This window comes from Collinsella sp. BM28, assembly GCF_054551995.1.
This window is the reverse complement of record NZ_JBTOLJ010000001.1, coordinates 792,280-807,260: the sequence shown is the minus strand read 5'-3', so window position 1 is coordinate 807,260 and position 14,981 is coordinate 792,280. Positions and strand designations below refer to the sequence as shown.

Below are 14,981 nucleotides of genomic sequence, written 5' to 3'. Positions count from 1 at the left end.
AGACTCTTTCACACTTCCGCAACCCCATCACATCCACCCCAACTCGAAGCGCGACACGAGATCGGACTTGGAGAGACATAAAGATGAAGCACAGCGCATCCCTTTACGCATCGAATCGATTTATTTTTCTTCAATCGAATCTTATACTGCAAATAGGATTGAACAGAAACACCCATTGCTATTGTAATTGGCGACACTCTCGGAGACTGGAGTGAAAATGAAACGAGGAAACACTCTCAATATGCTCATGAAACACCTCCGAGATGACCACGGCATGAAAGACCTGTACGGCAGCAGCCGCAAGATTCGTCTACGCAACATGGGATACTTCCATGGATACAAGGGCTACCGCTATATTCGCAGACCCGATGCAAAACTTGAGCTTAGATCTTTTGCAGACCTTGAATATGTTTATCATTTCGATGCTCGGGTTAAGTCAGCATTCTACCCACAGATTATGTATATCGAAACCGCACTTAAGAACATTATTCTTGCTCGCATTGTAGAAAACTTACAAGACCCTTCCCTGTCATCATTTCTAAAAATGGCCTGAGTGACTGCAAATTACCCAACGGCACAATCAATAAGACCGCAATGCTAAATAAATTACAGCTCAAAACCACCTTAATCGGTATCGTCAAGAACAGGTATTCAGATAGCCATGTAAAACACTATGTCGATCGAGATGATGACGCTCCCCTCTGGAGTATTTTTGAAAGCATGACTCTCGGAAATTTATACAAGCTCTGCCAAAGCCTCCCTCCACAAACCACTCAGGTCATATTGAAAGACATTGGATTCGACGGTTCCAATCTTGAACTTCTCGCATCCATTATTGAAACCCTTCGCCCTCTTAGAAATGCGATTGCTCATAATCTGGTTGTGTTCGATGCGCGGTTTAGCCCGCATGCCAAATTGGGAAAACAGAACAAGCATCTTCACATTACCGGCGCGCTTCTAAAAAACGAGTTAGGACTTTCATATGAGCCCAGATTCGATACACTCATTGACTATATCTCTCTCGTCACAATTATCGGATTCAAAGTCTCTCAGCGCACGACACCCGCAAGGTCATTTCTGAGAGACTGCAGAAACCTGTTGAGAGATTTACAGGAGGAAATTGGAACCGACAGATATATTAGAATTGTTGGTACAGGAGACAGACAGAAACTCGTCGCAACCGAGCGATATCTCATGAGTCGATAATAGTTCTTAACTTGACAGCTCGGAACTCTTGAATTAGAGTCATCATCAATAAACGGCAAATAGCCGTAAGGGAGATTGACCAGTCGATCTCCCTTTTTCTTTTTCTAACAGTCACCCAGATAGGTGATAGGAGAACGCCCCTCACCTGCGGAACCTCGCTTCGGCCATGAGCAGATGGCGGACCACCCTTGCGATCTTGGGCCACCTCTCGTCGTCGCGCTTGACCCTGAAGAAGTAGACGTAGAGGTTCAGGTAGGACTGCAGGTTCTCGGGGTCCATGCCGGTGAAGCGCCAGAGGTAGCGCTTGAGCCACGAGCGCAGGTTGTTCACCAGCTCCATCGCCTCAAGGTACTCCGGGTCCCGCGCGTCCGCCTTGTAGGACTCGTCCGCAAGGCCGTTCTCCCTGACGGGGACGTTATGGGCCCTCTCGCGGTCGTGGACGAGCGTCGCGCCCTCCGCGACGTGACCCCCGAGCGCCGCCCTGATGCGGGCGCCGGAGGGCTTGCCGTGCCCGCAGACCACCGCGACGGGCTCCCTGCGGGCGTCGATGCCCACCGCTATGCACAGCTTCTGCTTGGACAGCCCGCGCTTGCGCGCCTGCCCGTATCTCTTGGGGAGGTCCGTGTCGTTGACGTAGGTCTCGTCGACCCAGACGCGGCCCCGCAGCACGATGCGGTCCCGGTGGCCGTCGACGGCGGCGAACGGGCGGCGGCGCCGCTCCCGGGCGGTGTGGCGGCCGATGCGGCAGGCCTCCGCGCAGGCGCCGGGCGGCACGGCGAACAGCGCCGGCCTGATGAAGGACACCCGGGTCGCGAGCGGCTTCTTGCAGCCCTCGAGGACGGTGCCGGTCAGCGACGTGGACCTGGCGCCGCACGCCGGGCACCTCCACCTCCGCACCCCCGGGGGCTCGAATCCGTCCCTCCAGGCCGGAGAGGCGCCGCATCGCGGGCAGGGAGGCGACGGGCGGAACATCTCCGCCGCCTCGGCGAGCGTGCCGAAGCCGGTCTCGTCTCGGAGCCTGCGCTCCTCGACGGCGTCGGACAGGTCCTCCAGCTCGGCGGGCGTCAGCGACCCGACGAGCCCGGCGTAGGGGTTCGCGTGCTTCATGGCGGGATCGTCCCATCCGCCCGAGCGCCCACCCGGAGGGATTGTCGCCAAACAAAGATCCGGGTGGGCGCTCGGGCACATTCTCTGTTTGGCACGCATAAGGGTAGCGCGGCCCTGCGGGCCGCGCTATCTATCACCTATCTAGGTGACTGTTAAATTTCTTTTTAATATGAGAAACGCCTCTTAAAAGCAAGAAGGACCGAATCCCAACTCTTAATAATTCCCATTGCAGTCGCAGGGGCATCAGCAGATGAAAAGAATTAACTCGATGCCATTACCACAACGCCCCGTGCAGATACGGTGCCTGGAGCGGACGCATGGTAAACTTGAATGTCGAATTTGCAACCGTCAAGTCAAGGAGCATCGCTCGTGGCTGATTCCCCCACTTCTGCGACGACCATCCAGCCGTATGCCAAGAACGAAACAGAGAAGAACCGCTTTATCTTGAAGCAGCTCGTCACCAAGGACTTCAAGCTCAAATACCGCCGCAGCGTGCTGGGCGTCATTTGGTCGGTGCTGAACCCGCTGCTCATGATGGTTGTCATGAGCATCGTGTTCTCGTTCCTGTTCAGCAACGGCATCGAGAACTTCCCGCTCTACCTCATCCTGGGCAACATCACGTTCTCGTTCATGTCCGACTCCACCAGCGCCGCGCTCACGTCGTTCCTCGACGCCGCCCCGCTGCTCAAAAAGGTCAAGATCTCACGCTTCGTGTTCCCTGTGCAGAAGGTCCTGTTCGCGCTCGTGAACTTCGCCTTCTCGCTCGTCGCCGTCGCGCTCGTCATGCTGTGGTTCCGCGTCATGCCCACCTGGCACCTTATCTGGCTGCCCGTGTGCCTGGGTCTCCTCATCATCTTCTGCATCGGCATCGGCCTCATCATCGGGTCGCTCGCCGTGTTCTTCCGCGACGTCATCCACCTGTGGAGCGTCATCCTCACCGCGTGGACCTACCTCACGCCCTTGTTCTGGGACTTCCAGCTGCTCATCGACAAGGGTGCCCCCTTGTGGGTTATCGGCATCGTCAAGGCGAACCCCATGTACGGCTTCGTGACCTTCATGCGCGACATCTTCCTGTGGAACCAGAACCCCTCGCCCGAGATCCTCGCCCTCTGCGCCGCCTGGTCTGTCGTCATGCTCGCCATCGGCATCCTCGTCTTCCGCAAATCCCAGCACAAGTTCATCCTCTACGTCTAAGGACACATCAATGGCAACCACCGCATCTTCCGAATACGCCATCGAGGTCAACGACGTAACGATGATCTTCAATATGGCATCCGAGCAGCTCAACAGCCTCAAGGAGTACTTCATCAAGCTCATGAAGCACGAGCTGTTCTTCAACGAATTCCGCGCCCTTAAGCATATTTCCTTCAAAGTGAAGCCCGGTGAGGTCGTGGGGCTTGTGGGCACCAACGGCTCCGGCAAATCCACCATGCTCAAGGTGATCGCCGGCGTGCTCGAGGCCAGCGAGGGCGAGTGCATCGTCCGCGGCAATATCGCGCCGCTCATCGAGCTCGGCGCGGGCTTCGACCTCGAGCTCACCGCGCGCGAGAACATCTACCTCAACGGCGCCCTACTCGGCTACACCGAGGAGTTCATCGACGCCCATTTCCAAGAGATCATCGACTTCGCCGAGCTTCCCGACTTCGTGGACATGCCCATGAAGAACTTCTCCTCCGGCATGGTCGCGCGCATCGCGTTCGCCATCGCCACCATCACCGAGCCCGACATCCTCATCGTGGACGAGACGCTCTCCGTCGGCGACGTGTTCTTCCAGGAGAAGTGCGAGCGCCGCATCCAGCACTTCATCGAGGACGGCAACGTGACGGTACTGTTCGTGAGCCACTCCATGGACCAGGTGGAGCGCATCTGCCAGCGCGCCGTGTGGATCGAGAAGGGCGACCTGCGCATGGACGGCCCCGTGGACGAGGTCTGCAAGGCGTATCGGGCGCAGTTCGCGTAGGCTGTGAATGAAAGACAAGCGCAGTCACACTTAAACTACTGGCCAAGCTTCTCCGTAAACCTTAGGTACTGAATCGCTTGCATCTGCGCAATCGTCTCACGATAGGGGCTATCGGTGCCGAGCTCATACCTCAATCCATCGGCTCCAATATAGCCCAGCAGGTTGATTGCCCCCACGCTTTGCCCCAAGACAAGATCTGCCTTCTGACGATCAGTCAGAGGCGCACCAAGCGCATACAGAACCTGCGCGGCAAGTTGCGATGAGCTCGTCGTCCGAACTTGACCGAACCCCGTGCCGGCAACCTCGTAATTCGTCCAAACCATATACGTCGATTCATGCTTCTTGAACTCTCGGTCAAGCTGATTCTCGTCGGCATACAAGGAATCAGCCAAGGTACCAGCGAGCCCCGGTTGGTGGTCGCCAAAAAACACCAGCGCAACAGGGTGATCGATGCCTTTCAATCTCTCGATGAACTGCGCCAGATCCTGATCTGACCTATTGATGCAGGCCAAATACACACCGAGCTCAGACAAGACCGCCGAGTCGTTAACACCCGTAACATCCAGGTTAACCACATCCTCGGCAGGCACGCTCCCCTCGCCGTAACCACTGTGGTTCTGCATAGTGACATCGAATATGAACTGCGGCGCGGCATCCTGCTCGAGCAGCTCGAGAATCTTGTCGTACGTAGACGCGTCCGTCGCGCCGGAATGGTACACGGGCGCGGACTCAAAATCCTCAATAGAGAGGAACCGGTCAAAACCAAGCTGCTCATACACGGAAGAACGTTTCCAGTTAACTGCGCTCTGCGGATGCATGGCGACCGTGCCGTATCCCAGCTGCTTAAACTGCTTGACTAGGCTATCGGACTCGCTCAAATCATAGAGCTGATACGGGTATTTCCCCGTCCCAATAAACGCCATCGAATTCCCCGTAAGAAATTCGAACTCCGAATTTGCCGTACCACCGCCCATAACCGACACCATGAGTGTGCCGCGCTGGAGCGTCCCCTCGAGCGAATTGTAGAATTGAGGTCCTCCATAGCCCGCATCACGCACTGCATCGTATATCGACAGGTCGGAGAACGTCTCGTTCATGACAGCGATGACGGTAGGCTTGATCTCGTTGAACTGAGCCTCCGCCGCAAGGCGCTCGGGCGTGGAACCCATGGTGGCATTGAATTCGTCTTCGAGCTGATAAAGCAAGTCCGTCGCCTGTTGCCCGTCATATCCTTCCGGTTCGGGAATCTTCAGATCCTGGGCGACCTCAATGAACGCGGGGACGAATCCGAGCGTTTGATACGTATTAATGGGCATAAATCGGTCGTACCCAAAAACAATTATCTCCTCAAGTTTCACCCTGTTGAACAACCCGCCCAGGATGGCAAACAGAACCACGCCCACCAGCGTGCTCGCGCCCGCAGTGATTGCGCGCGCTCTGCGAGAAAAGCTCCTATAGTCCGGTTTAAGAAGGGACAGGCTGCAAGCGCATACGGCGGTCGCACACAGGGCCACAACCATCTTGGGAGTAAGCACGTAGTTATAACCGGAGGCAACCGCACCAGCCGTCTTAAGCGAGAGCAGATCCGTGGGCATGATGGGAGTACCCTTGAACATCACCACGAAATGCTGGGCGATGCCAAATCCCAAAGCGCACAGGGGGACAAACGCCATAAGAGCTCCCCCTCGCTGCCCCAGAAAATACAGGGCAACAGACGCCAACGCAAAAAGCAAGACGGTTACAGCGAAATACTGCAGCTGAATCGACCCGCTCGTATCCAGCCAGACGTAATCGATCATCCATGCGGAAACGATGGACACAAATGCGATAACACAGACGATGGCGACGGCACGCAGGGCAGCCCGCAGTTTGATGGGAAGTTCCGCCATGCCGTCCGAAATGCGATTTCGCATGAGCGTGATGGTGCCGCACAAAAACAACGCCACAGCATAAGCGCCAAGGTCGAGGATTCCAGCCTCGGCGTCTATGCCACCGAGCAAGCAAAAAATGCCAACAACGAGCAAGAGTGCCACATAGAACACCGACCACATGATGTCTCCAAGAGGCAAGCGGCGGCATTGCCTCCACATGCTCACGGCATGGAAAACTGCCAATGCGGTCAGAGCAAGCGCAGAAACGAAAAGCGGTATGGAATACGCCGCAGGAGCAAACTCGGGCATGTAACGATCCGTTCAAGACAAGGTAAGGAGACGGTAAACATCATCCTAACACGGGAGCGCGTAGCCACAACAATGCCCGGCACCATCGGTGCGCGCGATAGCGGCATCGATTCGCGCCGATGCCGCCACTAGCACCTACAGTTCAATCTCCACCTTAATCTCCGGCACAGCGGCGAGCTCGACGAGGGTCACGCCGTCCACGTAGGCGTCGATGGTCTCCTCGAGCCCGGTCCAGAACTTCACGGTCGAGCACAGGTCGCTGCGCCCGCAGGCGCCCTCAAGCCCCTCGCAAGCGACGGTGGACCGCTCCCCTTCCGCCGCGCGCAGGATATCCCCGGCGCGAATCTGCGCAGCCGGCTTGGCCAGAACGTACCCGCCGCCCTTGCCACGTACGCTCTTGAGCAAGCCCGCCTTCATGAGCGGGCGCACTAGCTGCTCCAAGTACTTGAGCGAGATGACCTCCCGCTCGGCGACCTCGCGCAGCGACACCTTAGTCTGGGGACGCGAGGCGCTCGCGAGGGGTCGTGCGGGGGCATCAAGGGCCAACGACCCTGAGCGCGACCCATTCCCTGGTGCAGGGGCGTCATCACCAACGGCACTTCCCGCAACGGGATCCCCGCCGATCGCGGCAATGTATATCATCAGCTTGAGCGCGTAGCGGCCCTTTGAGGAAATGAGCATGGGCGAACCCCCTTGCGGTAAACCATGTGAAACAGCGAGCCTGGTCTCGAAACGTCTGCATATTCTCGCAGAAATCGGCTATCATCGTATCGTTAATCCGAGTGAACTTCTAGAGTTTAGCGCGGATCGCACATCGCCCGCGCACCTCGAAAGGATTTCTTATGAGCGCAACACCCCTGCTCAGCATCACCGGCCTCACCGCCTCGGTGGACGAGAAGACCATTCTCCACGGCATCGACCTCGATGTCGCCGCCGGCGAGACCCACGTCCTCATGGGCCCCAACGGCGCGGGCAAGTCCACCATGGGCCACATGATCATGGGCGACCCGGTCTACACCGTGAACGAGGGCACCATCACCTTCGACGGCCAGGACATCACCGACCTCTCCCCCGACAAGCGCTCCCGCGCGGGTCTGTTCCTTTCCTTCCAGGCCCCGGTCGAAATTCCGGGCGTTCCGCTCTCCAGCTTTCTGCGCGCGAGCGTCGCCGGCCGCCCCGGCCTCGAGATGAAGGGCAAGGAGTTCCGCCGTCGCGTGAAGGAGCTCGCCGCGGAGCTCGACATGGACACCGCCTACCTCAACCGCGAGCTGGGCGTGGGCTTCTCCGGCGGCGAGAAGAAGAAGGTCGAGATGCTGCAGCTCCTGCTGCTCCAGCCCAAACTCGCCATCCTCGACGAGACCGACTCCGGCCTCGACGTCGACGCGCTCGGCGTGGTCTCCCGCGGCATGGACGCCTACCGCCGCTCCACCGACGGCTCGCTCGTCATCATCACCCACAACACGCGCATCCTCGAGCACCTCGAGGTCGACCGCGTCCACGTCATGGTGAACGGCCGCATCGTGCGCGAGGACGACGCCTCCCTCATCCCGTGGATCGACGCGAACGGCTTCGACTCCTTCGAGCGCGAGGCCGCCGCGCAGCTCAACGGCGCTCAATAGGAGGCCCGGAACATGGTTAAGAACCGCACCGAGGTCGCGGACATCGACCGCAGCCTCTATGACTTCTCATACGGTGAGGAGGGCTTCGAGCGCCTCGACGCGGGCCTCACGCCCGACATCGTCCGCGAGATCTCCGAGCGCAAGGACGAGCCCGCCTGGATGCTCGAGCGCCGCCTCAAATCCCTCGAGATCTACCACAACACGCCCAACCCCACCTGGGGACCGGGCATCGACGGCCTCGACATGGACCATATCGTCACGTACGTGAAGCCCAACACCGACCAAAAGGCCGACTGGGACTCCGTACCCGACGACATCAAAAATACCTTCGAGCGCCTGGGCATCCCCGAGGCCGAGCGCAGCTATCTCGCCGGCGTGGGCGCCCAGTACGACTCCGAGCTCGTCTACCACAACATGCAGGACACCGCCTCCAAGATGGGCATCGTCTACTCGGGTATCGAGGAGGCACTCCACGAGCCCAAGTGGGAGGCGATCATCCGCGAGAAGTTCATGACGCTCATCCCGCCCACCGACCACAAGTTCGCGGCGCTGCACGGCGCCGTGTGGTCCGGCGGCTCGTTCGTCTACGTACCGAAGGGCGTCAAGCTCGACTTCCCGCTGCAGAGCTACTTCCGTCTGAACGCCGCGGGCGCGGGTCAGTTCGAGCACACGCTCATCATCGTCGAGGACGACGCCGACCTGCACTTCATCGAGGGTTGCTCGGCACCCAAGTACAACGTGGCGAACCTCCACGCGGGCGCCGTAGAGCTCTTTGTGGGCAAGCGCGCGCACCTGCGCTATTCGACCATCGAGAACTGGTCGAAGAACATGTACAACTTGAACACCAAGCGCGCCCGCTGCGAGGAGGAGGGCGAGATCGAGTGGATCTCGGGCTCCTTTGGCAGCCACGTGGGCTACCTCTACCCCATGAGCGTGCTCGCGGGCCGCAAGAGCCGCTCGAGCTTCACCGGCATCACCTTCGCGGGCGCCGGCCAGAACCTCGACACCGGCTGCAAGGTCGTGCTCGGCGCGCCCGACACCACCGCCACGGTCGAGACCAAGTCCATCTCCAAGGGCGGAGGCATCTCCACGTTCCGCAGCTCCATCGTCGCCACCCCGGCCGCCGAGGGCTCTGCGGCGAGTGTGTCGTGCCAGTCGCTCATGCTCGACGACATCTCGCGCTCCGACACCATCCCCGCGATGGACATCCGCGCCAAGAACGTGGACATCGGCCATGAGGCGACGATTGGTCGCATCGGCGACGATAAGGTGTTCTACCTCATGAGCCGCGGCATGTCCGAGGAAGAGGCGCGCACCATGATCGTGAACGGCTTCGCCAATCCCGTTTCCAAGGAGCTCCCGCTCGAGTACGCAGTCGAGATGAACAACCTGATCAAGCTCGAGATGGAAGGGGCTATCGGATAATGAAGATGGACGGTATGACCATTCGCCATGCAAGTGCGATGCCTGCTCCAACTTGGAGCTGGCTCAAGATGAACGACGTCACCGTGAAGATCCCCGATGGCCTGGAACGCACATGCCAGGTCGAAATCGAGGCAGGCGACACCCTGGACAACACCACGAGTTTTGAAAGCGCCATCGCTCGCCTGCAGGAGCGCCTCGACGCCGAACGCAGCGACGCCCGTGCAGATTCCCGCGCCATCTGCGTTGCCGCCACGCGCAAGGATAAGGGCGCCGAGGACCTCGATGTCCCCGCCCTTTCCTCCTACGAGAAGCGCGCCGCCCTCTCCGAGATGGCCGGTGATGTCGCCGCCGACTTTGAGACTGGCATCGGCATCAACGCCCGCGCCTATCTGAACTTCCTCGCCGGCGGAACCGCGGTCCTCGCAGCCGAGGCTGGTGAGACCGAGCAGGCGAACATCCGTGTTACTGCTGAGAATGGCACTGCATCGGGTGCCAGCGTTGACATCATCGCCGAGGACGGTGCCACCTTCGCCGTGACCATCTCCCTCGATTCCACCGCCGAGCAGCCAACCTTCATGGGCTCCACTCTGCGTGTGTTCGCCGGACGCGGCGCCCGCGTCGACCTCACGGTCTATGTCACCGCCAGCGATGCCGTCACGCTCATGGAGGATTCCGGCTTCGTGCTCGACGAGGACGCGCGCGTGACCGTCCGTCATGTGGTCCTCGCAGGCGGCTTCACCGCCACAGGCCTCGCAGCCGACCTCCGGGGCGACCGCTCCCGCATCGACGTCGAGACGAGCTATCTCGCCGCTGGTACCGAACAGCGCGACTTCAACTACGTAATCCGCCATCGCGGTCGCAAGACGCTCTCCAACATGGACGCAAACGGCGTGCTCACCGGCTCGTCCAAGAAATGCCTACGTGGCACCATCGACCTCATCCACGGGGCAAAGGGAGCCGAGGGCGCCGAGCGCGAGACGGTCCTGTTGGCAAACCATGGCGTGGACAACAAGACCATTCCCACCATCTTATGCGATGAGGACGACGTCGCGGGCAACCACGGTGCCACCATCGGCCATGTGCGTCCCGAGCAGCTTTTCTACGCCGCATGTCGCGGCCTTTCCCAAGAGCAGACGGAGGCCCTGTTCCTCTCCGCCAAACTTGAGGACGCCGCTCTACGCGCGCCCAATGACGCGATTCGCGCCCATGTCGTCCTCCTGGGCAACCAGATCGTCCCGGATTTTGAGGAGGAGATCGCGTGATCGACACCGACAACGTGACCTGCGACACCTGCACCGCACCTTCCAGTTTCGTATTCGATGCCTCTGATGAGGTAAGTCGCGGATGGCCCCGCGTCGACATCGGGCTCAATCCGTATAAAAGCTCCTTCCCGCTCCTCGCCCAGCGAGAGGACATCGCCTTTTTGGACAGCGGCGCCACCGCGCAACGCCCTGCATGCGTTCTCGAAGCTCAAAGGAGCTTCTATGAAACGATGAACGCCAATCCCCTGCGCGGTCTGTACTCGCTCTCCGTTGAGGCGACCGAGGCCATCGCACGCGTACGCGCCCAGATCGCCGAGCTCTTGGGCGCGGTAGACGAGCGAGGTCGCGCCCGCGCCAACGAGGTGGTGTTCTGCCGCAACACGAGCGAGGCGCTGAACATTGTTGCCAAGGGCTTCGCGCCCCACGTGCTCAAGCCCGGTGACGAGGTCGCCATCACCATCATGGAGCACCACTCCAACCTGATTCCGTGGCAGCAGGCGTGCCGCGCCGCAGGTGCGAAGCTCGTCTACCTCTACCCCACCAAAACCGGTCGGATCACCGACGAGGAGATCGCCGCCAAGATCGGACCTGCGACCAAGATCGTCGCCGCCGCGCACGTCTCCAACGTCCTGGGCGTGGAGAACCCCATCGCCAAACTCTCCGCGGCCGCGCATGCAAACGGAGCCTACATGGTGGTCGACGCCGCGCAATCCATCCCGCACATGCGCGTCGACGTGAACCAGCTCGGCGCCGACTTCCTCGCCTTCTCCGCACACAAGGCCCTCGGTCCCATGGGCGTGGGCGTGCTGTGGGGACGTGCGGAGCTGCTCGACCAAACCGACCCCGTCTTCACCGGCGGCGAGATGATCGACTCCGTCACCGAGCAGGGCGCCGTCTGGGCCCCCGTGCCCGAGAAGTTCGAGGCCGGCACACAGGACGCCGCTGGCATTTACGCCACCGGAGTGGCGCTGGACTACCTCGTGAACAAGGTCGGCTATGACGTCATTGCCGAGCGTGAGCGCGCGCTCGTCCATTACGCCATGAGTCGCATGGTCGAGCTTCCCTTCGTCGACATCATCGGGTCCATCTACTGGGACCAGCACCATGGAGCCATCAGCTTCAACATCCGCGGCATCCATCCACACGATGTAGCGAGCATCATGGATATGGACGGCGTGTGCATCCGCGCGGGACACCACTGCGCCCAGCCGCTCCTCACGTGGCTCGGAGTGGAGAACCTCGCCTGCTGCCGCGCCAGCCTTGCCTTCTACAACGACAAGTACGACATCGACCGCTTCATCGACTCCCTCAACCACGTCTGGAGTGTCTTCAATGGGTAACATCTACCGTTCCGCATCCTTCATGGAACACAGCTCGCACCCCGATTACAAGTACGAGATGGACGCCCCCACGCACACGCATGACGGCATCAACCCCAGCTGCGGCGATGAGCTCACGCTTTCCCTACGCGTGGAGAACGGTGTCATTGAAGAGGCCGCCTTCACCGGGCACGGCTGCGCGATCTCGCAGGCGTCAGCGGATATCATGGCAGACCTCATCACGGGCGAGACGGTTGAGGAGGCCAAGCGCCTCTCCGGGCTTTTCTTGGCGATGATCCGCGGCGAGGAGCTCACCGAGGACGACTTTGACGACCTCGACGAGGCGGCCCAACTCAAGGACATCTCGCACATGCCCGCGCGCGTCAAGTGTGCCGAGCTCGCCTGGCGCACGCTCGACGGTATACTCAGCGCGTAACCTTCTTGTGTATCAGCTCATGCCCGGCGCGGCGCCGTGACAGACGGGTACACTGTGTACACGGTCGCGACGGCGCGGCCACGATGTACCCACGGAGGCATGGATGACGTCACAGACCGATCGCGAACAGGAGCGCTCAACGGCGTCCGTAACGCCCGGGGCAACCGAGCAGCAGCGTGAACGCCGCGCCCCCAAAATCGCAGTTGGAGACGTCTCCGCCGTCCAGGACCGCAAGGCCGACAGCACCTCCATGAAGCAGGTGCGCACCACCTTCATCTTCCTTGCGTTCATTGGTGTCGCCTACGCCGCCTACCTCGTCATGAGCGGACAACTCGATGACTTTATCCGCGCACTCATCGGCGTCAATCCCAAATGGATCATCGCGGGCGTCGCGTGCTTTCTGTGCTATTACGTTTTCGGCATCCTGGCGTACGCCGCCATCGTCGTCATCGACCACGACTCCCCCGTCGGGTTCCGCGACCTCATGAGCGTGGAGGCATCCGGCGTCTTTTTCATGCGTCTTACCCCGGGAGGCGCGGGCGTCATCCCGTCGCAAATCTACCGCCTCACGCGCGCGGGACTCTCCCTGGCCGATGCTTCCGCCCTGCAATTCGTACGCTTCACCCTCTATGAGGCGGGTGAGGGCATCTTCGCCGCCATCATGTTGCTCTTTTGCGGCAACTACTTTTTAGAGACCTTCGCCGACGTCAAGATCATCGGGCTCGATGTTATCTGGATCGGCATTTTCATGTTCGGATACAAGTTCATCCAGGTCGGCGGTGTGCTGTTGCTCTGCCTGTTACCCGGACCGATCCAAAAACTTGGCTCGCTCGGTCTCAAGATCGGGCGCACGCTGCACATCCTCAACCAGGAGCGCTATGAGCGCTACCTCGACTTCCTCACCACGCAGGTCACCACGTTTTCACAGGCTTTCCGCTCTGCAGCATCCAACTGGCATGTGCTCCCCATCGTAGAGCTCCTTACCCTGATCCAACTCGGCTGCATGTATGCGCTGCCCTATTTCGTTCTGCGCTCGTTTGGCCTCGAGGCCGACCTGCTGGTCTGCCTCGCCTCCGGCTCCATGGTCGAGCTGCTCGTTAACGCTATTCCGCTGCCAGGTGGAGCAGGCGGCGCCGAAGTCGGCTTTACCTACCTGTTTGGCAATATGTTCGGATGGCATCTGTCTGCAGGTCTCGTCATATGGCGCTCCATCGAGTATCTGCTGCCCGTCGTCATCGCCGCCCCCTGCATGGGCATGCGTTCCACTACAGGAGAGAGCATCTACAACCGCTGGAGCCGCCGCGCGCATAACGCCCATCATGTAGCACATGGTGACTGGGGCGGAGTCAGACGGCCGGCGGGCGTCAAGTTCAGGCCGACGGACAAGCGAACAAGCACGCCGACGCGAGTCAACGCCGCGCGCAAGTCCGACGGTGTCACCTTCAAGGTTCCTGCAAAACGCACGAACAAGGAGGCGCGCGCGCACGAAGACGGTTCCACATCGGGCACCTGCAAAGATCGCAACGCATAGCGTCCCCCGTTGGCGCGGCCCCTCGGACATGATCACTCCTGCCACGCTTCGCCCATATTAAAGCGTTTCAACTTACCTTCTCCCTCGCAGGCGACCCAACTCGGGTTAAAATAAAGCTGCATGTCAGGTTTGCCCGGTCCATCGGAATCAAAACCGTGCGTCCGGCAGCGACTACGAAAGAGAGGAGAGGCATGCAGTACTCACAGGAAGTGGAGAACATGTGCCCCGTCGCCAAGGGCGCATACCACGGCCCCGCGCCCATCCCGGAGGAGGGCCAGTGGGTCCAGGCCAAGGAGATCAAGGACATCTCCGGCCTCACGCACGGTGTTGGCTGGTGCGCCCCGCAGCAGGGTGCGTGCAAGCTCACGCTTAACGTCAAGGAGGGCATCATCGAGGAGGCCCTCGTCGAGACCATCGGCTGCTCGGGCATGACCCACTCCGCCGCCATGGCTTCCGAGATCCTCCCCGGCAAGACCATCCTCGAGGCCCTCAACACCGACCTCGTCTGCGATGCCATCAACGTGGCCATGCGCGAGATCTTCCTGCAGATCGTCTACGGCCGCAGCCAGACCGCGTTCTCCGAGGGCGGCCTGCCCGTGGGCGCCTCCCTCGACGACCTCGGCAAGGGCCTGCGCTCCCAGGTCGGCACCATGTTCGGCACCAAGGCCAAGGGCGCTCGCTACCTCGAGCTCGCCCAGGGCTACGTGACCCGCATGGCCCTCAACGCCAACAACGAGATCATCGCGTTCGAGTTCATGAACCTCGGCAAGTTCACCGACGCCCTCAAGGCCGGCAAGACCCCCGAGGAGGCCATCGCCGGCGCCATGGGCCACTACGGCCAGTGGGAGAACGCCGCCAAGTACATCGACCCGCGCACCGACGAGGAGACCCACACGGTCGCCAACGTCTTCCCGGTTCACGAGTAGAAAGGGAGGG

General features: G+C 60.3%; 14 protein-coding genes. 11 read left to right on the top strand and 3 right to left on the bottom strand.

Translation table 11 applies throughout. From position 1 onward, the window contains the following. The first annotated feature begins 241 nt into the window (after positions 1-241). Together ACX9NZ_RS03445 and ACX9NZ_RS03440 are read left to right on the top strand one after the other, a co-directional pair. Positions 242-553 carry an Abi family protein gene (locus ACX9NZ_RS03445; protein ID WP_407495978.1) on the top strand — a complete coding sequence of 104 codons (312 nt, stop codon included), beginning with the start codon at positions 242-244 and terminating at the stop codon, positions 551-553. A gap of 41 nt (positions 554-594) precedes the next feature. After that, positions 595-1,206 (top strand): Abi family protein, encoded by a 612-nt coding sequence (locus tag ACX9NZ_RS03440; protein WP_407495976.1) that lies wholly within the window; start codon positions 595-597, stop codon positions 1,204-1,206. Between the two features lie 141 nt (positions 1,207-1,347). Here the strand turns inward: ACX9NZ_RS03440 and ACX9NZ_RS03435 are convergent, their stop codons facing one another. After that, positions 1,348-2,313, bottom strand: coding sequence for a hypothetical protein (locus tag ACX9NZ_RS03435; RefSeq protein WP_407495974.1), 966 nt, complete (start codon positions 2,311-2,313; stop codon positions 1,348-1,350). 369 nt (positions 2,314-2,682) lie between these two features. Here ACX9NZ_RS03435 and ACX9NZ_RS03430 point away from each other — a divergent pair, with 369 nt between their 5' ends. Then, positions 2,683-3,507, top strand: coding sequence for an ABC transporter permease (locus ACX9NZ_RS03430; RefSeq protein ID WP_407495972.1), 825 nt, complete (start codon positions 2,683-2,685; stop codon positions 3,505-3,507). Positions 3,508-3,517: 10 nt separating this feature from the next. Next, on the top strand, positions 3,518-4,273 hold the full coding sequence (locus ACX9NZ_RS03425; protein WP_407495970.1) for an ABC transporter ATP-binding protein: 756 nt from the start codon (positions 3,518-3,520) through the stop codon (positions 4,271-4,273). A gap of 35 nt (positions 4,274-4,308) precedes the next feature. On the opposite strand, the gene ACX9NZ_RS03420 is transcribed toward ACX9NZ_RS03425, so the two are convergent. Continuing rightward, on the bottom strand, positions 4,309-6,453 hold the full coding sequence (locus ACX9NZ_RS03420) for an LTA synthase family protein (protein ID WP_317440586.1): 2,145 nt from the start codon (positions 6,451-6,453) through the stop codon (positions 4,309-4,311). Positions 6,454-6,588: 135 nt separating this feature from the next. Continuing rightward, complete coding sequence (locus ACX9NZ_RS03415) at positions 6,589-7,134, bottom strand: RrF2 family transcriptional regulator (protein WP_118653335.1); 546 nt, start codon at positions 7,132-7,134, stop codon at positions 6,589-6,591. Positions 7,135-7,295: 161 nt separating this feature from the next. Here ACX9NZ_RS03415 and sufC point away from each other — a divergent pair, with 161 nt between their 5' ends. The 7 genes from sufC to ACX9NZ_RS03380 all read left to right on the top strand — a co-directional run bounded on the left by sufC (position 7,296) and on the right by ACX9NZ_RS03380 (position 14,971). Further along, complete coding sequence (gene sufC / locus ACX9NZ_RS03410) at positions 7,296-8,072, top strand: Fe-S cluster assembly ATPase SufC (protein ID WP_407495967.1); 777 nt, start codon at positions 7,296-7,298, stop codon at positions 8,070-8,072. 12 nt (positions 8,073-8,084) lie between these two features. Continuing rightward, on the top strand, positions 8,085-9,497 hold the full coding sequence (gene sufB / locus ACX9NZ_RS03405) for a Fe-S cluster assembly protein SufB (protein WP_407495965.1): 1,413 nt from the start codon (positions 8,085-8,087) through the stop codon (positions 9,495-9,497). Next, on the top strand, positions 9,497-10,759 hold the full coding sequence (locus ACX9NZ_RS03400; protein ID WP_407495963.1) for a SufB/SufD family protein: 1,263 nt from the start codon (positions 9,497-9,499) through the stop codon (positions 10,757-10,759). The genes sufB and ACX9NZ_RS03400 overlap by 1 nt, the downstream gene beginning before the upstream one ends. After that, the gene (locus ACX9NZ_RS03395) at positions 10,756-12,099 is read left to right on the top strand and encodes an aminotransferase class V-fold PLP-dependent enzyme (protein ID WP_407495961.1); all 1,344 of its coding nucleotides are present in this window, start codon (positions 10,756-10,758) and stop codon (positions 12,097-12,099) included. The genes ACX9NZ_RS03400 and ACX9NZ_RS03395 overlap by 4 nt, the downstream gene beginning before the upstream one ends. Beyond that, on the top strand, positions 12,092-12,514 hold the full coding sequence (gene sufU, locus ACX9NZ_RS03390; RefSeq protein ID WP_118653325.1) for a Fe-S cluster assembly sulfur transfer protein SufU: 423 nt from the start codon (positions 12,092-12,094) through the stop codon (positions 12,512-12,514). Before ACX9NZ_RS03395 ends, sufU begins: the two co-directional genes overlap by 8 nt. Positions 12,515-12,617: 103 nt before the next feature. Next, entirely contained in the window at positions 12,618-14,045 is a 1,428-nt protein-coding gene (locus ACX9NZ_RS03385) for a lysylphosphatidylglycerol synthase transmembrane domain-containing protein (protein WP_304292030.1), read from the top strand. 191 nt (positions 14,046-14,236) lie between these two features. Continuing rightward, positions 14,237-14,971, top strand: a complete 735-nt coding sequence (locus ACX9NZ_RS03380; RefSeq protein ID WP_118653321.1) for an iron-sulfur cluster assembly scaffold protein — start codon at positions 14,237-14,239, stop codon at positions 14,969-14,971. Positions 14,972-14,981 lie beyond the last annotated feature (10 nt).

What these genes read in the sequence shown, in the direction of transcription:
- ACX9NZ_RS03445 (WP_407495978.1), top strand. Translation starts at nt 242, where the DNA reads ATGCTCATGAAACACCTCCGAGATGACCACGGCATGAAAGACCTGTAC.
- ACX9NZ_RS03440 (WP_407495976.1), top strand. Translation starts at nt 595, where the DNA reads ATGCTAAATAAATTACAGCTCAAAACCACCTTAATCGGTATCGTCAAG.
- ACX9NZ_RS03435 (WP_407495974.1), bottom strand. Translation starts at nt 2,313, where the DNA reads ATGAAGCACGCGAACCCCTACGCCGGGCTCGTCGGGTCGCTGACGCCC.
- ACX9NZ_RS03425 (WP_407495970.1), top strand. Translation starts at nt 3,518, where the DNA reads ATGGCAACCACCGCATCTTCCGAATACGCCATCGAGGTCAACGACGTA.
- ACX9NZ_RS03420 (WP_317440586.1), bottom strand. Translation starts at nt 6,453, where the DNA reads ATGCCCGAGTTTGCTCCTGCGGCGTATTCCATACCGCTTTTCGTTTCT.
- ACX9NZ_RS03415 (WP_118653335.1), bottom strand. Translation starts at nt 7,134, where the DNA reads ATGCTCATTTCCTCAAAGGGCCGCTACGCGCTCAAGCTGATGATATAC.
- sufC (WP_407495967.1), top strand. Translation starts at nt 7,296, where the DNA reads ATGAGCGCAACACCCCTGCTCAGCATCACCGGCCTCACCGCCTCGGTG.
- sufB (WP_407495965.1), top strand. Translation starts at nt 8,085, where the DNA reads ATGGTTAAGAACCGCACCGAGGTCGCGGACATCGACCGCAGCCTCTAT.
- ACX9NZ_RS03400 (WP_407495963.1), top strand. Translation starts at nt 9,497, where the DNA reads ATGAAGATGGACGGTATGACCATTCGCCATGCAAGTGCGATGCCTGCT.
- sufU (WP_118653325.1), top strand. Translation starts at nt 12,092, where the DNA reads ATGGGTAACATCTACCGTTCCGCATCCTTCATGGAACACAGCTCGCAC.
- ACX9NZ_RS03385 (WP_304292030.1), top strand. Translation starts at nt 12,618, where the DNA reads ATGACGTCACAGACCGATCGCGAACAGGAGCGCTCAACGGCGTCCGTA.
- ACX9NZ_RS03380 (WP_118653321.1), top strand. Translation starts at nt 14,237, where the DNA reads ATGCAGTACTCACAGGAAGTGGAGAACATGTGCCCCGTCGCCAAGGGC.